Origin of the sequence: Devosia albogilva (genome assembly GCF_042685625.1) — a bacterium.
Classification (GTDB): Bacteria; Pseudomonadota; Alphaproteobacteria; order Rhizobiales; family Devosiaceae; genus Devosia; species Devosia albogilva.
Genome location: NZ_JBHUNP010000001.1, coordinates 3,129,783 through 3,151,288, shown reverse-complemented (window position 1 = coordinate 3,151,288; position 21,506 = coordinate 3,129,783). Strand labels below are relative to the sequence as shown.

Sequence of the window (21,506 nt, the reverse complement as noted above, 5' to 3'; positions counted from 1 at the left end):
GAACGGTTCTCCAAGGTGCGGGCCGGTGACGCAGTCGGCAACTCGATTTGCAAACAGTAGCAAGCTCGACTCCGAGCGCCACTAACATTTCCGAGAATCCGCACGGGCCGGGGAACCGATGCGGATTTGCCACACCGTCAGCGCCCCGCGGGAGATCCAGCCGCTGCGGCTGCACCAGCTTCTTCGGCCTCGATCTCGGCCTCCGGCTCGTGCCGCAGCGTGGTGGCCAGCGGTAGCTCGCGCAGGAAGAACACGAGGACGAAGGCCAGGAACGCCGCGACAGCGGCCGTATAGAACACCGGGTGGAGCGCCTGCGCGAAGGCTTCGAGCACAGTCTGGCGGCTTTCCTCCGGCAGAGCGGCGAGCATCTGGGCGTTGAAGGCCCCTACCCCGCTGCCTTCGGGCATGAGGCCCCCCAAGCGACTGGCAAGCCCGCTGGCAAAGATGGCGCCGAACACCGACACCCCGATGGAGCCGCCGATCTGGCGGAACAGCGTGTTGCCGGCCGTGGCAACGCCAACCAGGGGCCGCGGCACCGCATTTTGCGTGGCGGTGACGCCGGTGCTGTTGACCGGGCCGATGCCGGCACCGACCAGGAGCATGTAGATCGCGACCTGCCAGTCGGGAGTATCGAGCTGCATGTTGGCGAGCAGCACGAGCCCCACCACCAGCACCGCCGTGGAGATCATCGGCAGGAAACGGTAGCGGCCGGTGCGGCTCATCAGGAAGCCCGACAGGGTGGAGGCGCCAATCAGACCGACCATCATGGGAACGAGTTGCAGCGCCGAGTTGGTGGGAGACACGCCCTTTGCCAGCTGCAGGTACATCGGCAGGAAGGTGATGGAACCAAACATGGCCATGCCGACAAGGAAGCCGACGGCGTTGGTGACGAGGAATGTATTGTTGCGGAACAGCGGCAGCGGCAGCACCGGCTCGGCGGCGCGGGCTTCGACGAAAGCGAAGCCTGCAAGCAGCAGGACGGCGGCAGTGACGAGGCTGATGATTTCCGGCGAGGTCCAGGCAAAGGTGATGCCGCCCAGCGAGGTGGCGAGCACGAAGGCGGAGAGGTCCGCGGTGAGCAGGGCAAAGCCGAGATAATCGACCTTGTGCGAGATGCGGTTGGGATTGGGCTTGAGAACGAGGCCGATCACGACCAGCGCCAGGATGCCGAGCGGCAGATTGATGAGGAATATCCACTGCCAGGAGCTATGCTCGACGATGAACCCGCCCAGCAGCGGTCCGGCTACGGTCGACACGCCGAACACCGCGCCGAAAACGCCCTGGATCTTGCCGCGCTGACGGGGCGGAATGACGTCGGCGACGACGGCCATGGCTACGACCATCAGCCCGCCGCCGCCGAGCCCCTGGATGGCCCTGGCAATGATCAGGAAGGTCATGGAATTGGCGAGCGCGGAGAGTAGCGCACCGCCGAGGAAGACGACGATGGCCACCTGCAGCACGATCTTGCGGCCATAGAGGTCGCCAAGTTTGCCGTAGATCGGAGCAACGACGGTGGAGCTCAGCAGATAGGCGATCACCACCCAAGTCAGGTGCTCCAGACCGCCGAGCTCGCCGACAATGACCGGCAGGGCCGTGGACACGATGGTCTGGCCCAGCGAGGCGAGCAGCAGGGTGACGGCAACGGCGCCGATGATCAGCGGAACGGAAGTCGGGGCAGCTTCGGGTTGTGCGGGGGTGGCCATAGGTGTTTCCGAGCGGCTGCGACATGCCGCTCTCTTGCTTGAAGATGTGAGGCAGCATACACCTGCTCACGGCATTTATGTGTCAATAGCATACAATTAGGAGGCAGGCATGCCGCAGTTCTCGGATGGCGAAGCCAGCGCCCTGCTGCAGAGGGCGGGGATCGATGCAGCAACGGCCGACGCCGTGATGCGGATCGATGCGCTGCTACAGAACTGGCGACGGCGCGCGATGAAGCGGGAATTGGGGCAACGGGCGCTCGTGGAGCTGAAGATCGGGCTCGACATCGCGCAGTTCGACGTGCTGGTGGCGATCGACGGACCGGCCAATGAGTTCGGCGAAGCCGCTGGCGAAACGATGGTGGGCACGGTGGCCGAGCGGCTGGCCATCGACCCGTCGCGGGCGAGCCGGCTGGTGAGCGAGATGGTGGACCAGGGCTATGCAAGGCGGGCGGTGAGCCAGGCCGATGGGCGACGTGCCATCGTGGTGCTGACGGAGCGCGGCAAGGCGGTCGTGGAGGCGGTGCGAGCCTATAAATACCTGATCATGGGTGATTTCCTCGGCAGTTGGCAGAAGGGCGAGCTGGCGCAGTTCGTGCCGCTGCTCGAGCGGTTCGCGACCTGGTCGAACCATCTGGAGACCGGCTCGGAGCGGTTTGCCGCAGAGATCGCGGCGCTGGCTCGGAAGATGGACAGCACCGAGCGCACAGGCTAGGTCTCGCCGCCCCTGGAGGAGGGATGCGATGGCAAGCGAGTCTCGATTGCCGGTGACGGCGCTGCTGGGCGCCAACATGTTCTTTTCCGGCGTCAGCTACGCCGCGACCATCCCCTATGCGTCCCTCGTGGGCGTCGACACGCTCGGCATGTCGCCGGGCTTCTTTGCAACGGTGATGAGCGCGGGGGCGATCTTCGGCACCTTCGTGTCGCTGGGGCTCGGCTATCTGTCGGACAAGCTGCCGGACCGGCGCCTGCTGGTGCTGCTCACGGCGCTCACCGGCATCCTGGCGCACGGGATGATCTATCTGTGGCCGACGCAGGCGAGCTTCACCATCGCCATGGCGCTGATCATGCCCTTTTCGGGGGCCGCCTATGGGCAAAGCTTCGGCTATGTGCGGGTCTACTATCTCAAGCACCGGCCGGAGCGGGCGGACTTCATGGTGCAGGCACTGCGCACCGTGTTCACGCTGGCCTGGATCGTGGTGCCGCCGCTGGCAGGATGGGTGGCAGCGGAGTTCAGCATTTTCGACGTGTTCCTTGCGTCGGCCATTGCCTATGCGGGGATCGCGGCGGTGTTTGCGCTATTGATGGCCGATCCCAAGGCTGCGGTGCAGATGCCGGCACCGGTGCGTGTGAAGGGCGCATCGCTGCTGTCCGCGTTCGAGCTGCGGCCGGGCACGCTGGCGGGGATCACGGGATTGATCGTGATGACCGGAGCGATGCGGCTGATGACGCTGACCATGGCGCTGTTCATCGTCAGCGATCTCGGCGGGACGGTCACCGATGTGGGGCTTTACGCCGGGATCACGGCGGCGACCGAGGCGCCGTTGATGCTGCTGCTGGCCTGGCTCACCACGCGGGTGACCAAGGAAACGCTGCTGGCGGGCGCGGGGCTCGTCATGGCGGTGTTCATCGGGCTCACCAGCCAGCTCGAGAGTGTCCCGGCGCTGTTCTGGCTGCTGGCGCTTAACGGGCTCGGGACGGCGGCGCTGATGAGCGTCAACATCTCCTATGTGCAGGATGCGATCAAAGGCCGGGTGGGGCTATCGACGTCGCTGATGGACGTGGTGGCGATCGCCGCCAACCTGCTCGGGGCCGGTGCCTTCGGGGTGCTGGCGAGCGGCGGGGACTACCGGTTTGCGCTGATCGTTGCCGCCGCCGTGTCGGTGCTCGGGGCAGCGATCATGGCGGCGGGCAATCTCGGCAGGCTGGGTGGGCTGAAGCCGGCGCAGGCCTGAGGGTCACTCTGCGGCGCGGCGCTTCTTGTGATCCTTGGGCTTGGCCTTTTTCGGCGCGCGGCTTTCAGTCGCCCCTGCGGGCTTGGACCATTTCGGCTTGCCCTTGTCCTTGTTCACCGGCTTGGCGGGCTTGCGCGGCTTAGGTGCCGGAGGGGTGTCATCCGTGGACGGAACGAAGTCGGTGGCATCAAGGCCGCCCGACCCGAAGCGCGGCTTGCGCGGCGGGCGCTCGATCATGGATGCCGCCGGGTCGTGGCCGCCCTCCCGAGGCTTGCGGGCGGGGCGTTCTCGTGACGGGGCGGCTGCCGGGTCGTAGGCCTCTTCGCGGCGCTTGGCCGGGGGCCGTTCGCGGGACTGGCGGAGCTGGGCTTCGCCCGGGGCGTCGACGGGCAGGATGCTGACGCCGCGCTCGCCGGTGCCGTTGCGCTCGACGGCGCGCTGGAAGCTGTCGGCCTTGTCGGCAGCGACCTCGAACAGCGTCTCGGTGTCGAAGATGCGGATGGACCCGATGGAACCCTTGGTGACGTTGCCGGCCTTGCACAGCATGGGCAGCACCCAGCGCGGTTCGGCACGCTGCTTGCGGCCGAGCGTCACCTTGAACCAGGTGCCGCCTTCGAAGCGTTCGCGGGTACGCGGATCGCGGTCGCCGGGCGGCGGCAGGACGGCATTGGGCGTGACGTCCTCGGGCACAGGACGGGCGGCGAGCTGCTGGCGCAGATAGGCGGCAGCAATGGCCTCGGGGCTGTGGCGCTTGAGCAGTTGGGTGACGAGCTCGGCTTCGTCCTCGGTGGGCGCTACGAGCGTGTCAGCGGAGAGAATGGCTTCGCGGTAGCGGGCCTCGATCTCCCCGGCTGTGGGCGGCTGCATCAGCTCGACGTCGAGTTTGGCGGCCTTGAGGATGCGCTGGGCGACAGGGCGGCGGTGAAGCGGAGCGAGGATGACGCAGGTGCCCTTGCGCCCTGCCCGGCCGGTGCGGCCGGAGCGATGGAGCAGCGTATCGGGGTTGGTCGGCAGGTCGGCGTGGATGACCAGATCCAGGTTGGGCAGGTCGATGCCGCGGGCGGCGACGTCGGTGGCCACGCAGATGCGGGCGCGGCCGTCGCGCATAGCCTGCAAGGCGTTGGTGCGCTCGGACTGGGTCAGTTCGCCGGAGAGGGTGACGACGTTGAAGCCGCGGTTGTGGAGCCGCGCGGACAGATGCTTCACGCCCTCGCGGGTGGAGGCGAAGACGATGGTGTTGACCGCCTCGAACCACAGCAGGGTGTTGATAATGGCGTTCTCGCGCTCGGCGGCGGGGACGAGCATTAGCTTGTAGTCGATGTCGGCGTGCTGCTCCTCGCTGCTGGTGGCGGCGACCCGAAGCGCATTGCGCTGGAAGGTCTTTGCCAGCTGAGCGATGGGGCGCGGGACGGTGGCCGAAAACAGCAGCGTGCGGCGCTCTTCCGGCGCGGCGGCCAGGATAAACTCGAGATCCTCGCGGAAGCCGAGATCGAGCATCTCGTCGGCTTCGTCGAGCACGACGGCGCGGAGCGCGGACATGTCGAGGGCGCCACGGGTGATGTGGTCACGCAGGCGGCCGGGCGTGCCGACGACGATGTGGGCGCCGCGTTCGAGGGCGCGACGCTCGGTGCGGGCATCCATCCCGCCAACGGCCGAGGCCGTACGGGCACCGGCTTCGGCATAGAGCCAGTCGAGCTCGCGCTGAACCTGGAGCGCCAGTTCACGCGTCGGTGCGATGATCAGGGCCAATGGGGCGGACGGGGTATCGAAGCTTTCGGCGCCACCGAGCAGGGTCGGGGCAATGGCCATGCCGAAGGCGACCGTCTTGCCGGAACCGGTCTGGGCAGAGACGAGCAGGTCACGACCAGCGGTTTCGTCCTCGATGATTGCGGATTGAACCGGCGTGAGGGTCTCGTAGCCCTTGGCGGCAAGGGCGCGGGCGATGGGCGGAAGGATGGTTTCCGGAAGGGACATGAATGATCTTTCTGGCGCCGCCAATCACTGGCGCCATAGCCGCGAACGAGTTGTCGTGTGCGGAATGAATGAGAGAGGGCGGAGTTGCGCCCGGACGGCGCATCCGGCGCCGAAGAAAGCAAAAGGCCGCCCGGCGGGCGGCCTCGATCCTGTAGAGGCGAAAGGTGTCAGTCCTTGGGCTGCTGACGCAGTTCGGCGACGGACTTGCCCTTGTGGCCCCAGTTTTCCAACGGCACTTCGTCGATGACGACGTGCGTGGTCTCAGGGTTCTTGCCGAGAACCCTGACCATTACGTCCGTAATCCCGGCGATCACCTCGGCCTTTTGCTCGGTGGTCGCGCCTTCGATGATGCGGACGTTGACGTAAGGCATCAGCCGACGAGTTCGTCGTCGTTGAAGAAGAAGCGGATTTCCTCGGCGGCGGTTTCCGGAGCGTCGGAGCCGTGGACCGAGTTCTCGCCGACCGAGAGAGCGAACAGCTTGCGGATGGTGCCCTCGGCAGCGTTGGCCGGGTTGGTCGCGCCCATGATCTCGCGGTTCTTCAGGATGGCGTTCTCACCTTCGAGGACCTGCACGACCACCGGCGAGGCGATCATCTGCTCGACCAGTTCACCGAAGAAGGGGCGCTCCTTGTGGACGGCGTAGAAGCCTTCCGCCTGGGCGCGGGTCATGTGGATCTTCTTCAGGGCGATCGGGCGCAGGCCGTTCTCTTCGAAGATGGCGATGATCTTGCCGATCAGGTTACGGCGGACGGCATCGGGCTTGATGATGGAGAAGGTGCGTTCGATCGCCATGGCGGTCTTTGTCCTTGATTGCGGGCTGGAAGGTGGCGCGCTTGTAGCGGCAGACGGGACCGCAGGCAAGACGGCACCGCCCGGTGAACCGGGCAGTGCTCAGGCATGGCTAACATGCAGGATCAGTCGCGTTCGATCTCGTCGGTGCCGGTGGCGAGGACCGAGCCATCGGGGCTCAGAACGGTGACCTCGACAGCCGTGGCGGTTTCGTCGAGGGCGACGATCTGATCGACTTCGATCTCGACCAGTTGCTGCGTGCAGACTTCGGCGGTGCTGGTGGTGGGGAACGTGATGGCAGCGGTGCCGTCGGCGATGTCGCCAAGTTCGGCGGTGCCCACGGTCTCGCAGGCGCTCCCGTCATACTCGAACTCGATGCTGACCTGCTGGGCGTCGATCCGCTCGGCATCAAGGTCGTCGAGAACGGCGGGCTGCTGCTGGGCAGCGGTGGCCGAGGTGACGGCAAGCGCGGCGGCGAGGGCAAGGAAGATGCGGGACATGAATGTTTCCTCGAAAGTGGTCTCGCTCCACAACGTCGACGCCGGACCAAGGGATGCACCCGCGGGCACACCAGCCATTCCCGCGGGCCGGTTGCCATAGCCGCCGCTTAACTCTATCCAGCACCGACCAGTTTCTTTCCGCAGGGATGCTGCCGCGGCGTTTGCCGTTGTGCGCGGGACCCTGCCCTCTTCCGCAGATCGCCTTGCCATGCTCACGATTTCCAACCTCACCTATCGCATCCAGGGTCGCGAACTGTTCGAAGACGCTTCGCTGGTGCTGCCGGCCGGATCCAAGACCGGGTTCGTGGGCAAGAACGGCACCGGCAAGACCACGCTGTTCCACCTGATCCAGGGTCATCTCGGCGCCGACGCCGGCAAGATCGAGCTGGTGAGGAAGGCACGGATCGGAGCGGTAGCGCAGGAAGCGCCGGCCGGCGAGGAGAGCGTGCTCGACGTGGTCATGGCTGCCGACAAGGAGCGCACTGCGCTCATGGCAGAGGCGGAGACCGCGACCGACCCTGACCGGATCGGGGAGATCCATACCCGGCTGGCCGATATCGACGCGCACACGGCGGAGGCGCGGGCCTCGTCCATTCTCAAAGGGCTCGGCTTCGAGCAGGACCGGCAGATGGGGTCGACGCGCGAACTTTCGGGCGGCTGGCGCATGCGCGTGGCGCTGGCGGCGGTGCTGTTCAGCCAGCCGGACCTGCTGCTGCTCGACGAGCCGACCAACTATCTCGACCTCGAGGGCACGCTGTGGCTCGAGAAGTACCTGGCAACCTACCCCTACACCGTATTCATGATCAGCCACGACCGTGACCTCCTGAACAAGGCGGTGACGTCGATCGTGCACCTCGAGCACCGCAAGCTCACCTTCTACAAGGGCAATTACGACACGTTCGAAGCGACGCGTCGCATGCAGATGGAGCTGAACAACAAGACGCGCGAAAAGACGCTCGACCAGATCGCGCACCTGCAGAAGTTCGTCGATCGCTTCAAGGCCAAGGCCACCAAGGCCAAGCAGGCACAAGCGCGCGTGAAGATGATCGAGAAGTTGAAGCCACCTGCGGCGATGTTCGACGAACACTCGGCACCGTTCCGGTTTCAGCAGCCCAAGGCCGAGATGCCGACGCCGATGGTGACGCTGGATGGTGTTTCAACGGGTTACGCCGACAAGGTGATCCTGAGGAACATCACCATGCGCATCGATCCGGAGGATCGCATTGCGCTGGTGGGCGTCAATGGCAACGGCAAGTCGACCTTCGCCAAGCTCCTCGCCGGCGACATCCCCGCTATGGGCGGCACGATGCGGATCGGCAAGAAGCTCGAGATCGCCCATTTCGCACAGCACCAGATGGACAAGCTGAAGCCGGAATGGACGCCCCTGGAGCATGTTGCCGAGTTGATGCCAACCGACAACGAGACCAAGCGGCGAAGCCGGCTCAATCAGATGGGACTGACCACGTCGCGCATGGACACCAAGGCCAAGAACCTGTCCGGTGGCGAGCGGGCCCGCCTGCTCATGGGCCTGATCACCTTCCATGGACCGGGGATGATGATCCTCGACGAACCGACCAACCATCTCGACATCGATTCGCGCGATGCCCTGGTGCATGCGCTCAACGAGTATGAGGGGGCGGTGCTGATCATCTCGCACGATCGGCACCTGATCGAGGCGACCTGCGACACGCTGTGGATCGCCGAGGGCGGCACCATCCGCGAGCTCGACGAGGACCTCGACAGCTACCAGCGCAGCATCACCTCCTCCAAGGAGGGACGAAACGGCGGCGGCAAGGGCGAACGGAAGCTGAGCAAGCAGGAGGCGGCCGCCCGCCGGCAGGAACTCGCGCCGCTCAAAGCTTCCATTAAGGATGCGGAAACCAAGATCGGCCGTTTGAAGGTGGAAATCGAAAAGATCGAAGCCCAGCTTGCCGACCCGAAGGTCTACAACGGCGCTCCCGAGCGGCTGATTGCGCTGGGCAAGGACAAGGCGCGCTACGGCGCCGATCTCGAACAGACCGAAGAACAGTGGCTGGCGCTGAGCGCCGAGCTGGAAGACGCGGAGCGCGCATGAGCAAGCTGGCCGCCAGGGATGTGATATTCACCCTCGGGATGCAGCGTCATCCCGAAGGCGGCTGGTATGCGCGAACGTTTGAAGACACGGCCGGCGCGGACGGACGGGCGCACTCCACCGCGATCTACTACCTGCTGGAAGCTGGAGACCGCTCGCACTGGCATCGTGTGGATTCGGTCGAGGTGTGGCACTGGTATGCGGGAGCTCCATTGCGCCTGAAGATTTCTGACGGGCGCAGCGTCGACGAGCACCGGCTGGGTGGCGATATCGATGCCGGCGAGCGGCCGCAGGTGGTGGTGCCGCGCGACGCCTGGCAGGCGGCCGAGAGCATCGGCGATTGGACCCTGGTGGGCTGCACGGTGGCGCCTGGGTTCCGCTTCTCGGGGTTCCAGTTGGTGGAGCCGGGCTGGGAACCGGGGCGATAAACTCGAGACCTGAACCTTGTTTACCGGCGGCTGAACGGCGTTGACAGGCTCCCAACGCTGACGTTTGCTGGCGGTATTTCGCTCAGCCAGATGTGTCCATGCGCACCACTGCATTGAAGGTTCTTGCTGCCGCAGCCGTGATGCTGACGCTGGTGGGCGCAGCGCAGGCGCAGGCGCTGAGCAAAGTCGAGCGCATGGAGCAGCAGCGCTTTGCCAAGAACAACAGCCTGTTCGTGCTCTACCATGAAGTCGCGCACCTGATCTTCGACCAGTTGGACCTGCCGATCCTGGGGCGTGAGGAGGATGCGGCCGACAACATGGCCAGTTGGATGCTGCTCAATCAGCAGACGCCGCAGGCCGAGGCTGCCCTCACCGATGCGGCGCGCGGCTGGCAGCTCTCGGGGCGGGCGTACAACAGCGGCGGTTATGAATCCGACTTCTATGCCGCGCACAGCCTTGATCGGCAGCGCTCGTTCCAGATCGTATGTCTGATGGTGGGCAGCGATGTCGGCGTATTCCGGCCGATCGCCAACGAATACCATCTCGACCGGGACCGGCAGGACAGCTGCTACTTCGACTGGGAGACGGTGAACCGCAGCTTCAGCGCCTTGCTCGGGGTCGGCCGCAAGGCCAAGCATGTCGGCACCGAGGTGACCGTGAGCTACCACAATGTCAGCGGGCGCCTGAAGGCAGCCGCGGATGCGTTCCGATCGAGCCGCGTGTTCGAGCGGGTGGCCGAGGATCTGCGCACGCGCTTCAGCCTGCCGAAGCCGGTGGCGTTCAATGCCAAGCATTGCGGGGAGGCCAATGCCTTCTACGACCGCGACAATGTGGAAGTGATCTTCTGCTACGAGCTGATGCAGGACTACATGGATCTGTGGCTTACGGATCACCAGGCGGCCGTTGCGGAAAGCTCATCCGGGAAGAAGCGGAAATGATGCGGCGGCTGGTGGCGCTGCTGCGAGGGGTGAATGTGGGCGGCGTCAAGGTGCCCATGGCCGATCTCAAGCGCATCTGCAGCGAGGCCGGGTTCGCGGACGTGGCGACCTACGTCAACAGCGGCAATGCCGTGTTCTCCACCGACCGGAGCGAGGACGAGGTGAAGGCGGAACTGGAGCGGCGGCTGGCGGAGTTCGCAGGACGGGCGATCCCGGTGCTGGTGCGGGATGGCGCGGAGATGGCGGCGGTGCTCGCGGGCAACCCATGGCCGGAGCGGGAGGACAAGTTCGCGGTGGCGATCTTTCTCGACGAGGCGCCCGCGAAGGATGCGCTGGAGACCGTCAAGAACAAGGCGGCTGACGAGGAGGTCGTGCTCGGCAACCGCGAGATCTATGTGTGGTATGGCTCCGGCATGGGGCGGTCGAAGCTGGCGATTCCGGCGGCCAGGAACGGCACGGCGCGCAACATGAACAGCGTCCGCAAGCTGGCCGAGATGGCTAGCTGAAGCCGATATAGCGGCCGGGACGATGGTTTAGGCCGATGATCAGGTTGAGCATCACCGCGCCTAGGATCGAGTAGAGCACGCGGTCGACAGGCAACACGAAGAAGGCGAAGACCAGGATTACCGCGTCGACGCCGAGCTGGAACCAGCCGGCGCGGATGCCGAAATTGTCCTGCAGGTACAGCGCCAGGATGTTGATGCCGCCTACGCTGGCCTTGTGCCGGAACAGCGACAGGATGCCGAGGCCCATCAGCCCGCCGCCGACAAGGGCGGCGAACAGCGGTTCGATGCCGGAGATGTCGAGCCAGAGCGGAAACTGCTCGGTAAACAGCGATACCAGCGCTACGCAGGCGAAGGTCTTGATCGCGAAGGGCCAGCCCATGCGCAGAATGGCCAGAACGTAGAACGGCAGGTTGATCAGGAAGAACAGCCAGCCGAACGGGATGCCGGTGACATATTGCAGCAGCAGCGCCAGGCCGGCGGAGCTGCCGGTGGTCAGCGTCACTTCGGCATAAAAGACGATGCCGAGCGCCACCAGCGTCGTGCCGATCAGCATGGCGAAGAGGTCTTCGTGGAGCTCGTGGCGGCTGGGGGCGGAGAGGTCCGGCGTCATGCCTTCTTGACCCAGCGGCCATCGGGCTCCTGCTGCCAATAGGTGACGGCATTGCCGTCGCGCAGGCGGCGCCAGGCGTCTCGCGCCTCGGCGACGGCGTCGGGATCATGGCCGGAGAACATGTAGACGATGCGCTCATAGCCCTCGGCCGATTGCGGCACGGCGCGGTCGACGAAGAAGCGGACGGCGGCGCCGTTGGGGTTCTCGGCGCCGGTGGTGAGCAGGATGGGCTGGTGCGGATCCGTCTCCTCGCCGGCGAGAGCGTGGGGCAGGAAGCTGTCGTCGCGCCAGGTCCAGAGATGAGAATCGAGCGCCTCGGCTCGCTCGGTGGAGCCGACCTCCACCACGGCGCGCCAGCCGCGTTCCAGCGTCTTCTCCAGCAGTTGCGGAATGACCGCTTCGAGGGGCTTGGCTTCGAGGTGGTAGAAGAGGACGTCGGGCATGACGGGAACGTAGCGGGATTCAAGCGGAGCCGCGAGGGGGCTCGTCGGGGCTGAGCCCCGGAGCGAGCAGGGCCATGCAGTGGACGTCCACCAACTCGTCCTCGAGGCGGGCGCCGAGCCGCTTGGTGCCTTCGTGGCGAAAGCCGAGCTGCTCGTAGAGGCGGATGGCGTTGAGGTTGGTGGCGTAGACTTCGAGTTCCACCCGCTTGAAACCCGCTTGCCAGGCGCCCTCGATGGCACCCGCCATGAGTTGGCGACCGATGCCGCGCCCGCGATGGGAGGCAATGATGCCGATGCCCAGAACGCCGACATGAGCGAAGACGCGCTTTTGCCGGACGATGTCGCACCAGCCGACGAGGTGGTCACCATCGAGAGCGACCACGTGCGGGTTGCCCGATTCGATGTTCTCAGCGACGAACCTTGCCGTTCCAGGAAGCGGCGGCCCCTGCTCCCAGGTGAAGTAGCGGCGTTCGCGCGCCACGGCATCCAGCGCTGTCCAGTAGGCGGGCATGTCGCCGTGCTGGATCGGCCGGATGACGACTGGCGCGCTGTTCATCGCTGCTCCCTGCTACTGCTCGTAGTGATCGCGCACGAGGCGGTCGAGCAGTGCGACGCCGAAGCCCGAGGCCCAGGTGGCGTTGGTTTCGGTGGCGGTGCCGCCAAACGCGGTGCCGGCGATATCAAGGTGAGCCCACGGCACGCCGTTGACGAAACGCTGCAGGAACTGGGCGGCGGTGATGGAGCCGCCGGGGCGACCGCCGGAGTTCTTGATGTCGGCGAAACGGGACTCGATCAGCTTGTCGTAGCCGGGGGAGAGCGGCATCCGCCACAGCTTCTCGTTGCTGGCGAGACCCGATTGGAGCAACTGGCCGGCGAGTTCGTCGCTGTTGCTGAACAGGCCGGCGTGCTCGTGCCCGAGCGCCACCAGGATGGCGCCGGTGAGGGTCGCCAGGTTGATCATGAAGCGGGGCTTGAAGCGATCCTGCGTGTACCAGAGGGCATCGGCCAGCACGAGCCGGCCTTCGGCATCGGTGTTGACCACCTCGATGGTGGTGCCGCTCATTGCCTTGAGGATGTCGCCGGGACGCATGGCGCGGCCGGAGGGCATGTTCTCGACGATGCCGATGACGCCGACGGCGTTGACCGGGGCCTTGCGGGTGGCGAGGGCCAGCATGAGGCCGGTCACAGCGGCGGCGCCACCCATGTCGCCCTTCATGTCTTCCATGTTGGCAGCCGGCTTGATGGAGATGCCGCCGGTATCGAAGACGACGCCCTTGCCGACAAAGGCGAGCGGCGCGGCGCCCGGGTTACCGCCGCGCCACTGCATGACCACAAGGCGAGCGGGACGCTCGGAGCCCTGGGCCACGGCCAGCAGGGCGTTCATGCCCAACTCGGCGAGAGCTTCGGGTTCAAGGATTTCCACATCGACGCCCAGCTGGCGCAGTTCGGCGGCGCGGGCAGCGAACTCCACCGGGCCGAGATGGTTGGGCGGCTCGTGGACGAGTTCGCGAGCCAGCAGGGTCCCGTCAACCGACGCGAAGCGATCGGCGATGGCAGCGCGGACGGCATCAGGATCGGCAACGCGGAGAGTGACCTGCAGCGTTGCCGGAGGATCATCCGGCCGGGCGGAGCGATAGCGGTCGAAGCGGTAGTGCCGGAGGCGGAGGCCGGCGGCGAGTTCGGCGACGGCCGCAGGGCTGGCGCCAGGTTCGTCGATGACGACGTCCACCGACTCAACGCGCGTGCCGACCAGCTTGGACAGGAGCGAACCGCCCCGATCGGTCCAGGCCGATAGGGGGGAATCACCGCCGGCGCGGCCGCTGCCGAGCACCAGCAGGCGCCCTCTGCCCTGCCCCAGGAGATCAAGTACCTGGCCCTGACGGCCGCGGAAGGCGCCGGCTGTGGCGGTGGTCTGCCAATCGAGCCCGGTTGCCTGCCAGATGGCGGCACCGGCACCGGATGGAGCGGCGCCCTCGGCGGCATAGATGACGGTGGCAGCGGCCGCGGCGCTTCCAAGCGCGGCGACCTCGATAACAAGAGTATGGGACATGAAGGGCCTGAAGACGTAAACGGCGGCAGGATTGGCCCTGCGAAGCCGCGCGTCAATCCCGCAACAGGCACGTTGAAAGCCAATCGGTGATGCTGGCAGTGCTTGCCTGCCCCACAAAACTCTCTCATGGTCCGCCCAATCCTGCGGAGTGTGCAACCGACAGCATGAAGCGGCTGACTTCTTATCTGGCACGCCTGTTCGCTGCGGACGCGATCATCCTGTTCGGGATCGTCTGCTTCCTGTTGTGGCTGGTGAACTGCCTCAGGGCTTTCGACGTCGTGTCGGTGAAAGGACAAGGCGTCCAAACCCTCGCCGTGCAGGCGCTGCTCACCATGCCGCCGCTCGCCATCGCGTTCTTCTATGTGTGCGTCGGCATCGGCCTTTCGCGGGCCCTGCTGGCGCTGCAGGCGAGTCATGAACTTCATATCGTGCACACGAGCCACGGGTTGCCGTCGTTATGGCGGGCAGCAGGGGTGATCGGCGCTGCAGGAATCGTGATTGTTCTGCTGCTCGCTAACTTCGTCGAGCCGTACGCCAATCGCCGGCTGAACATATTGAATGCTTCCGTTGCAGCGGACCTGGTGAGTTCAACGCTGAAGCCGAACAGGTTCACCCAGGTGACGCCGGGCGTGGTGCTGCTGATCGGTGGGCGTTCCGGCAACGGCGAGATCCAGGAGTTTTTCGCGGACGATCGCCGCACCCCGGAGACCCGCCGCACCTACATCGCAGAATCAGCGCGTGTCGCGAGTGACGGTGAGCGCTACGTGATCGAACTGCGCAACGGCCGTCTGGAGTACACCGAGGCCGACGGCCGTTTCTCCGAAATCGCCTTCGCTCGCTATGACATCGATGTCGAAAACCTGTCGCAGCCGCTCGCTGCGGTGAACCCGATGATGGAGCGCGACAGCCTGGAGTTGGTGCGCGAAGCACTGGCGACCGGTTGGACGCCTGACGGGGTGCTGCTGCTTGCGAACCGCGCCTCGGAAGGATTGCGCGTGGCCGGCATGGTTCTGGTGGTGTTGGCCATATCGGCATTCCCCAGTGGCCGGCGCCAACGCATTCCGGTGCCGATGGAGGCGCTCGTGCTGCTGATCGCTTTCGGTGAACGGGGTCTCAGCGCCTACAGCCCGGCCGGCACGGCGACGGGCGCGCTGGTGATGCTGGTCGTGGGTGGCGCGGTGCTTCTGTGGCGAGCGCGGCCGCGGCGGGTGCCGATGGCGGTGCCCTCATGAGCCGGATCGACTGGCTGGTGCTGCGGCGGGTGGGGGCCCGCATCGGCGTTACCTTGTTCGTCTTCTATGGGCTGATCGCGCTGGTGGAATCGCTCGACACGTGGCGCTTCAACTATGTGGCGGAGCAGCATGGCCTGGGCGCGGCGCTGCTGATGGTGGCGATGAGCGCGGTGAAGTGGACGATCAAGACCATGCCGGTGACGGTGCTGATGGGCGCCATACTGGGACTGATCGACCTCAAAGCCCGGCACGAACTGACGGTGATCAAGGCCAGCGGTATTTCGATCTGGCGCACGGTGCGCGCGCCGACTGTCGCCCTGTTGCTGATCAGCCTGGTGGTCGGCATCGGCGCCGAAACCGTGAGCACCCAGGTCGGTCGCGACCTCTACCCCACCCCGCCAGGACAGGCGGCACAACTCACGCCGCCCGGCGAAATCTGGCTCGAGCAGCGGGCAGACGGACATCATTACGTGATCATGGCGCGTGGCATGGGCCCTACCGGCGAGGTGCTGCACGACGTGACGCTTTTCCATCTCACCAACCAACCCGAGCGGCGCTTGCTTGCGATCGAGGCACGGCTGGAGAACGGGGAGTGGGTGCTGCCGCAAGCGACAGTGCTGGCGCCCGATCGCCCTGCCCTTCTGGTCACGGACTATCGCCTGCCAACGAGCTCCACTCCGGCCGAGATCGGCCTCAAGCTGGCTTCGACTGAAGACATGACCTTCTTCGAACTGGCGACTCTGTTGCAGCAGGGCGTGGCTGATGCGGGCATACGCAATGCCGCAACCATGCGGCTGATCAAGCTGCTGGCACTGCCGCTTGTGCTAACCGGCTCCCTGTTCATTGCCTTTGCGTTTACTGCGGGTTATCGAAGAGCCTCTAACTATGGACCAGCGGTCCTTTACGGGATCGTGCTGGGCTTCGTTGTGTTCGTGATCACCGAGATGGCCGACCGAGCTGGGTCGACCGGTGTCCTGAACCCCGTTTTCGCGGCGATCGGCCCGGCATTCGTAGCCATCGTCATCGGCGTGACGGTGCTGCTGTACAAGGAAGACGGGCGGGCGTGAGATGAAGTCCCGGGGGATCAAGAGGGCAGCGCTGCTCGGCCCGGCCATCGCCGCCGGGATGCTGCTCGTGGCCGCGCCGGCCCTGGCCCAGGGCATCCTGCCAGCAGATTTCTTCAACGCCCCGCTCGACCAGAACGCCCCGGCGGCGGTGGAAGCCAACCAGCTCACCTTCAACGCCAACACCAATGTCATCACGGCCGTCGGCGACGTGGTGGTGAGTCAGGGCGGCTACACCGCCAGCGGGCAGGACCTGGTGTATGACCGCAGCTCCGGCAGGGTGCGATTCATCGGCGGCGTCACGGTTCGTGATCCATCGGGCAATCTGCTCGAGACCGAAGACCTGGAAGTAACCGGGGGGATGCGGCAGGCCTTCATCGATGCCCTGACGATCACCTCCTATGACGGATCGCGGATCACGGCCGACAGCGCCGACTATGACGAGGCGCTGCAGACCATCCTGGTCAATGCCACCTACGCCCCTTGCGGCGATTGCATCGACGATGAAGGCCGGCGCATCGGATGGTCGATGCGCGCCGCCAAGGTGGTGCACAATTCCGAAGACGGCTCGGTTTACCTGGAACAGCCGTCGCTGGCGGTTCTCGGCATCCCGGTCGCGTGGTTGCCGTATCTGTGGCTGCCCGACACGAGCGACTCGGTTCTGGCAAACCTGCGTATGCCGACTTACGACTATACGGAGGACTACGGGCATCGGGTGGATGTGCCGTACTACGCCTATTCGACGCGCTGGACCGACATCATCCTGACGCCGACGCTGATGAGCCGTCAGGGCTTCCTGATGAGCGCCGAATGGGTGCAGCGTTTCGACAACGGTTCGCTGCAGGTCAAGGCGTCAGGCCTCTACCAGTGGGACCGCGCGGCATTTACCGGCGAGGTCGGCGATCGCGACTGGCGCGGGGCGATCCAGACCTCCGGTGAGTTCCGGCCCATCGAGAACTGGACGGCAGGCTGGAGCTACACGGCGTTCACAGATGCCGCTTATCTGCTCGACTACAAGCTGACCAACGCCAAGTCCTCGGTGGACCAGGTGTATGCGACGCATGTCTCGGACAGCACCTTCATCGACGCGCGGGTGCAGCGCTTCAACGTGCTCGGCGAGAGGGTCACCGAAGTCGAGCAGGGCCGGCAAGGGATGGCTGTTCCGGCCGTCCGCTTCGACCACATCCACGAGCTCGGCGGCGAGATGGGGCGCATCGAGATCACCGGCAAGCTGCTGGGGGTGAGCCGCGGGGGCGATGCGGTCGGGACGCTCAATGGGGTGCCCTACACGTTCGGCTATGCCGGCAACAAGCAACACGCGGCCTTTCAGGCGGCATGGCAGACACAGTGGATTGCGCCCGGCGGGTTCGTGGTGACGCCGTATCTCGGCGGCCGTGCCGATGTGGCCCATTACGACGGCACCAGCGCAATCGGACCGGCGCCGACGACGCTGTGGAGCGCAACGCCGATCGCGGCAATGGACGTGCGGTTCCCGTTGGCAGCCAGCGACGGATCGACGGTGCACCTGATCGAGCCCATCGCGCAGCTGGTTTACCGCGGCAGCAACACCAGCCTGGTCGGCATCACCAACGACGATGCGCAGAGCTTCGTGTTCGACGAGACCAACCTGTTCAGCTTCAACCGGTTCTCCGGCTGGGACCGGCAGGAAACTGGATTGCGCGCCAATATCGGCGGGCGGTACCAGGCGAATTTCATCGACGGCAGCTATCTCGAGCTGGTCGGTGGGCAATCGTTCCAGATCGCCGGCGTAAACGCCTTCACGCAGGCTGACCCGACCAATGTGACGCTGGGCAGCGGCCTTGAAGGTGCGGCCTCCTATGCCGTGCTCGGAGCGTATGGGCACTTCACCAATGGGCTGAGTGTCGGCGGCAAGCTGCAGGTCGATCCTGCCGGGCCGACGATCACCCGCGCTGCGGCCACCGGCAGGCTGACCACCGAACTGTTCACCGCAGGACTTGGCTATCATTACGTGGCCGCTGTGCCCGCGCTCGGCGTGCTCCAGAACCAGCATGAAGTCAGCGGGACGCTGACCATTCCGCTGGCGGATTACTGGAGCGTGACGGCGAATGCCGCCTATGACGTTACCGGCGGCAGCGCGCTTCTGGTTGGTGGTGGCGTCAACTACGACGACGGATACCTGGCCGCGGGCGTCTATGCTTCGCGCACGGGCCCAACCCATGCGAGCCCAAACGATACCCGGGTAACGGCAAGCTTCCGCATCAAGGCACCGGCGGGGCTGAACGTGGGCTATTCGGGTGCCGTAGCGTTGCCGACTCTCAACTGAGCTGCATCGGATTTTGGCCGTATTCGTCGCGCAATTGACAGCGCGGCCAAGACTGCCCCATGGAGGGCGGCGGCGCATTCGATTGGCAGAGGCGAAGGACAATATGGCGAACGGCATGTGGAGGCGCGTGGGCGGCGCCCTGATCGCAGGCGTGCTGCTGATGGCAGCAAGCTTGAGCCCGGCTCTGGCGCAGAATGTGCGGGTGACTGTGAACGGCACCCCGATTACCGACGTCCAGATCGCTCAGCGGGTGAAGCTGTTTGCGCTCGAGGGCAATCAGGGCGGCACGCGTGGCGCCACCGAGCAACTGATCGACGAAGCCATTCAGATGTCGGAAGCCAAGCGGCTCGGCATCACGGTTTCGAACGCGCAGGTGGATGAGGCGCTGCTGCAGGTGGCCCGTAATCTCCGCGTGAGCCAGGACCGGCTGGTGCAGATCATGCAGCAGGCCGGCGTCAACATGGAAACCCTCAAGGACCGGCTGCGTGCTGCAGTGGCGTGGAACGCCGTGACCCAGGTGGCAGTCATGCCCCAGGTGCAGTTGGACGGCGCGGCGCTGGACCAGCAGGCCGCGAACCAGATCAACGATTTCGAGCGCTTCGACTACATCCTCAAGGAGATCATCTTCGTGGGTGCAGGCTCGGGCGCGCGCAGTGGCCAGGCGAACAACTACCGCTCCAAGTTCAACGGTTGCGATGGCGCGGTGAACCTGTCGCTGAACTATACCGACGCCGCAGTGATCGATATCGGCCGTCGCCATGCAACGCAGCTGCCGGAGGCACTGGCGAAGGAACTGGCCGGGCTCAACGTCGGCGGCATCACCAAGCCGCGCGTGGTCGAGCAGGGCGTGTCCATGCTGGCGATCTGCGAGAAGACCCAGGCGGACGACCTCACCTTCGTGAAGGGTGAACTGGAAGCCGAAGCCGGTAACTCCGCACTCGAGACCCGGGCCAAGGAATACATGGCGAACCTGCGGTCGCAGGCGAAGATCATCTACAACTAAGCGTCGGGCGGGCGCAGAGGCCCGCCTCACTCTCCCCCGGGGGCGGAGATGCACAAGCCGCTGGCCATCAGCATGGGAGAGCCCGCAGGAGTGGGTCCCGAACTCATCCTGCAGCTGTTCGAGCAGCGCCGGGAGCTTGAGCTTCCGGCCTTTTGCGTCTTCGGACATGCAGAGCTGTTCCGTACTCGGGCGGCCCGGCTGGGGCTCGAAGTGACCGTAAAGGCGTGCACGGCGGCAGAGGCTCAGGACGTGTTCGAGACGGCCCTGCCGGTGGTCGATGTCGGTGGGCTGGTGCCCGACCACCCAGGGGAGATTTCTGCGGTCTCGGCGCGTGCGGTGATCGAGTCGATCACCGCGGCGGTCTCGGCGACCCTGACGGGTGCCTGCCGCGGGCTGGTGACGGCGCCGATCCACAAGGCGGCGCTCTACAATGCCGGGTTCCGCCATCCGGGGCATACCGAGTTCCTGGCCGAACTCTGCGCGCAGGGCGGCAAGCCACGGCTACCGGTGATGATGCTCGCGCATGGGGGGTTGCGCGCAATCCCCGTGACCATCCACGTGCCCATCCGTGACGTACCGGACCTGCTAACGCGCGAGCTAGTCGCGGAAACGGTGCGGATCGTCGCCCATGATCTCAAGAAGCGGTTCGGGATCGAGGAGCCGCGCATTGCCGTCGCCGGCCTCAACCCGCATGCCGGAGAGGGCGGCGCCATCGGGCGCGAGGACCAGGAGATCGTGATGCCAGCGGTGCTGGATCTGCAGCATGAGGGACTCTCGGTGGAGGGCCCCCTGCCCGCCGATACGCTGTTCTACCCCGCCCATTGGGCGAAGTACGACGCCGTGGTGGCGATGTACCATGACCAGGCGCTGATCCCCATCAAGACGGTGGCGTTCGAGGACGCGGTGAACGTGACGCTGGGGCTGCCGATCGTGCGCACCTCGCCGGACCATGGCACCGCCTTCGACCTGGCCGGCACCGGCAAGGCTTCGCCCAAGAGCTTTCTTGCAGCCATTCGCATGGCCGATGCCATGACGGCGGTGCGATGAGCCAGATCGACGACCTGCCGCCGCTGCGCGAGGTGATCGCCGAGCACGGGCTGCGCGCCAAGAAGGAACTGGGGCAGAATTTCCTGCTTGACCTGAACCTGACGGCCCGGATTGCCCGCGTGGGCGGGTCGCTCGAAGGGGTGCGGGTGATCGAGGTGGGCCCGGGACCAGGCGGGTTGACGCGGGCGCTGCTGGCGGAGGGTGCACGCGAGGTGATCGCGATTGAGCGTGATGCGCGAGCGCTGCCGGCGCTGGCGCAGATCGCCGATGCGTATCCCGGGCGGCTGACGGTGGTGGCGGGCGACGCCATGGAGATGGACTACCGGTTGCTGGCGGACGGCCCGACGCGGATCATCGCCAACCTGCCCTACAATATCGGCACGCCGCTCTTGACCGGCTGGCTCAGCACGGAGCCGTGGCCACCGTTCTTTGAGAGCCTGACGCTGATGTTCCAGCGCGAAGTGGCGGAGCGCATCTGCGCTCGGCCCGGGGAGGAGCACTATGGGCGGCTGGCGGTGTTCGCCGGCTGGCGGACGGATGCGCGGATCGCCTTCAATGTCGGCCGGCAGGCCTTCGTGCCGCCGCCGAATGTGACCTCGGCCGTGGTTCACCTGGTGCCGAAACCGGTGGATCCGAGCGTGACGGTGCATGCGCTGGAGCAGGTGACGCGCGCCGCCTTCGGACAGAGGCGCAAGATGGTGCGCCAGAGCCTCAAGGCGACGGGAGTGCCGGTGGAGGCGCTGCTCGCGGCGGGTGCACTCAAGGGGGACGAGCGGGCGGAAGAACTGCCGGTGGAGACGTTTCTGGCCATGGCAGCGGCGCTGCCGAGACTGAGGGCCGGCGGATAGCGCAGCGACCGCGGCCCGGTTCGGCACGCTCACCATGAGGTC

21 protein-coding genes are annotated in these 21,506 nt (G+C 65.8%); 12 read left to right on the top strand and 9 right to left on the bottom strand.

The genetic code is table 11. The annotated features are described in order from the left end of the window. Positions 1-137 precede the first annotated feature (137 nt). Complete coding sequence (locus ACFSX5_RS15790) at positions 138-1,703, bottom strand: MDR family MFS transporter (RefSeq protein WP_386834728.1); 1,566 nt, start codon at positions 1,701-1,703, stop codon at positions 138-140. Positions 1,704-1,812: 109 nt separating this feature from the next. On the opposite strand from ACFSX5_RS15790, the gene ACFSX5_RS15785 reads away from it, so the two are divergent. Continuing rightward, the gene (locus ACFSX5_RS15785; protein ID WP_386834726.1) at positions 1,813-2,415 is read left to right on the top strand and encodes a MarR family winged helix-turn-helix transcriptional regulator; all 603 of its coding nucleotides are present in this window, start codon (positions 1,813-1,815) and stop codon (positions 2,413-2,415) included. Next, complete coding sequence (locus ACFSX5_RS15780) at positions 2,357-3,655, top strand: MFS transporter (RefSeq protein WP_386834724.1); 1,299 nt, start codon at positions 2,357-2,359, stop codon at positions 3,653-3,655. Before ACFSX5_RS15785 ends, ACFSX5_RS15780 begins: the two co-directional genes overlap by 59 nt. A 3-nt stretch (positions 3,656-3,658) precedes the next feature. On the opposite strand, the gene ACFSX5_RS15775 is transcribed toward ACFSX5_RS15780, so the two are convergent. The 4 genes from ACFSX5_RS15775 to ACFSX5_RS15760 all read right to left on the bottom strand — a co-directional run bounded on the left by ACFSX5_RS15775 (position 3,659) and on the right by ACFSX5_RS15760 (position 6,919). Then, on the bottom strand, positions 3,659-5,629 hold the full coding sequence (locus ACFSX5_RS15775; protein WP_386834722.1) for a DEAD/DEAH box helicase: 1,971 nt from the start codon (positions 5,627-5,629) through the stop codon (positions 3,659-3,661). A 167-nt stretch (positions 5,630-5,796) separates the two neighbouring features. Next, positions 5,797-6,000, bottom strand: a complete 204-nt coding sequence (locus tag ACFSX5_RS15770; protein WP_386834721.1) for a tautomerase family protein — start codon at positions 5,998-6,000, stop codon at positions 5,797-5,799. Beyond that, positions 6,000-6,422 (bottom strand): nucleoside-diphosphate kinase, encoded by a 423-nt coding sequence (ndk, locus tag ACFSX5_RS15765; protein WP_386834719.1) that lies wholly within the window; start codon positions 6,420-6,422, stop codon positions 6,000-6,002. Before ndk ends, ACFSX5_RS15770 begins: the two co-directional genes overlap by 1 nt. A gap of 122 nt (positions 6,423-6,544) precedes the next feature. Continuing rightward, positions 6,545-6,919: a hypothetical protein gene (locus ACFSX5_RS15760; RefSeq protein ID WP_386834717.1), complete on the bottom strand. Its 375-nt coding sequence runs from the start codon at positions 6,917-6,919 to the stop codon at positions 6,545-6,547. A 208-nt stretch (positions 6,920-7,127) separates the two neighbouring features. Here ACFSX5_RS15760 and ACFSX5_RS15755 point away from each other — a divergent pair, with 208 nt between their 5' ends. The 4 genes from ACFSX5_RS15755 (at position 7,128) to ACFSX5_RS15740 (ending at position 10,862) form a co-directional block, all read left to right on the top strand. Further along, positions 7,128-8,993 carry an ABC-F family ATP-binding cassette domain-containing protein gene (locus ACFSX5_RS15755; RefSeq protein ID WP_386834715.1) on the top strand — a complete coding sequence of 622 codons (1,866 nt, stop codon included), beginning with the start codon at positions 7,128-7,130 and terminating at the stop codon, positions 8,991-8,993. Continuing rightward, positions 8,990-9,418 carry a cupin domain-containing protein gene (locus ACFSX5_RS15750; protein ID WP_386834713.1) on the top strand — a complete coding sequence of 143 codons (429 nt, stop codon included), beginning with the start codon at positions 8,990-8,992 and terminating at the stop codon, positions 9,416-9,418. Before ACFSX5_RS15755 ends, ACFSX5_RS15750 begins: the two co-directional genes overlap by 4 nt. A gap of 98 nt (positions 9,419-9,516) precedes the next feature. Continuing rightward, positions 9,517-10,356, top strand: coding sequence for a DUF4344 domain-containing metallopeptidase (locus ACFSX5_RS15745; protein WP_386834712.1), 840 nt, complete (start codon positions 9,517-9,519; stop codon positions 10,354-10,356). Continuing rightward, entirely contained in the window at positions 10,353-10,862 is a 510-nt protein-coding gene (locus ACFSX5_RS15740) for a DUF1697 domain-containing protein (RefSeq protein ID WP_386834710.1), read from the top strand. The genes ACFSX5_RS15745 and ACFSX5_RS15740 overlap by 4 nt, the downstream gene beginning before the upstream one ends. Here ACFSX5_RS15740 and ACFSX5_RS15735 read toward each other — a convergent pair. Genes ACFSX5_RS15735 through ACFSX5_RS15720 form a run of 4 tightly spaced genes read right to left on the bottom strand, consistent with a single transcriptional unit; the run spans position 10,855 to position 13,965 of the window. Next, on the bottom strand, positions 10,855-11,472 hold the full coding sequence (locus ACFSX5_RS15735; protein WP_386834708.1) for a YitT family protein: 618 nt from the start codon (positions 11,470-11,472) through the stop codon (positions 10,855-10,857). The two genes, ACFSX5_RS15740 and ACFSX5_RS15735, sit on opposite strands and share 8 nt — an antisense overlap. Next, positions 11,469-11,915, bottom strand: a complete 447-nt coding sequence (locus ACFSX5_RS15730) for a DNA polymerase III subunit chi (protein WP_386834706.1) — start codon at positions 11,913-11,915, stop codon at positions 11,469-11,471. Before ACFSX5_RS15730 ends, ACFSX5_RS15735 begins: the two co-directional genes overlap by 4 nt. Before the next feature lie 19 nt (positions 11,916-11,934). After that, positions 11,935-12,471, bottom strand: a complete 537-nt coding sequence (locus ACFSX5_RS15725) for a GNAT family N-acetyltransferase (protein WP_386834704.1) — start codon at positions 12,469-12,471, stop codon at positions 11,935-11,937. A gap of 12 nt (positions 12,472-12,483) precedes the next feature. Next, the gene (locus ACFSX5_RS15720; protein ID WP_386834702.1) at positions 12,484-13,965 is read right to left on the bottom strand and encodes a leucyl aminopeptidase; all 1,482 of its coding nucleotides are present in this window, start codon (positions 13,963-13,965) and stop codon (positions 12,484-12,486) included. Between the two features lie 164 nt (positions 13,966-14,129). Here ACFSX5_RS15720 and ACFSX5_RS15715 point away from each other — a divergent pair, with 164 nt between their 5' ends. The 6 genes from ACFSX5_RS15715 to rsmA all read left to right on the top strand — a co-directional run bounded on the left by ACFSX5_RS15715 (position 14,130) and on the right by rsmA (position 21,464). Continuing rightward, a complete protein-coding gene (locus ACFSX5_RS15715; RefSeq protein ID WP_386834700.1) occupies positions 14,130-15,197 on the top strand; it encodes an LptF/LptG family permease in 1,068 nt (355 codons plus the stop codon). Continuing rightward, on the top strand, positions 15,194-16,264 hold the full coding sequence (locus ACFSX5_RS15710) for an LptF/LptG family permease (RefSeq protein ID WP_386834698.1): 1,071 nt from the start codon (positions 15,194-15,196) through the stop codon (positions 16,262-16,264). Before ACFSX5_RS15715 ends, ACFSX5_RS15710 begins: the two co-directional genes overlap by 4 nt. A 1-nt stretch (position 16,265) precedes the next feature. After that, positions 16,266-18,566, top strand: coding sequence for an LPS-assembly protein LptD (locus ACFSX5_RS15705; RefSeq protein ID WP_386834696.1), 2,301 nt, complete (start codon positions 16,266-16,268; stop codon positions 18,564-18,566). A gap of 115 nt (positions 18,567-18,681) precedes the next feature. Next, a complete protein-coding gene (locus ACFSX5_RS15700; RefSeq protein WP_386834694.1) occupies positions 18,682-19,569 on the top strand; it encodes a peptidylprolyl isomerase in 888 nt (295 codons plus the stop codon). A 48-nt stretch (positions 19,570-19,617) separates the two neighbouring features. Continuing rightward, complete coding sequence (gene pdxA, locus ACFSX5_RS15695) at positions 19,618-20,616, top strand: 4-hydroxythreonine-4-phosphate dehydrogenase PdxA (protein WP_386834692.1); 999 nt, start codon at positions 19,618-19,620, stop codon at positions 20,614-20,616. Beyond that, entirely contained in the window at positions 20,613-21,464 is an 852-nt protein-coding gene (rsmA, locus tag ACFSX5_RS15690; RefSeq protein WP_386834691.1) for a 16S rRNA (adenine(1518)-N(6)/adenine(1519)-N(6))-dimethyltransferase RsmA, read from the top strand. The genes pdxA and rsmA overlap by 4 nt, the downstream gene beginning before the upstream one ends. The last annotated feature ends 42 nt before the right edge of the window (positions 21,465-21,506 follow it).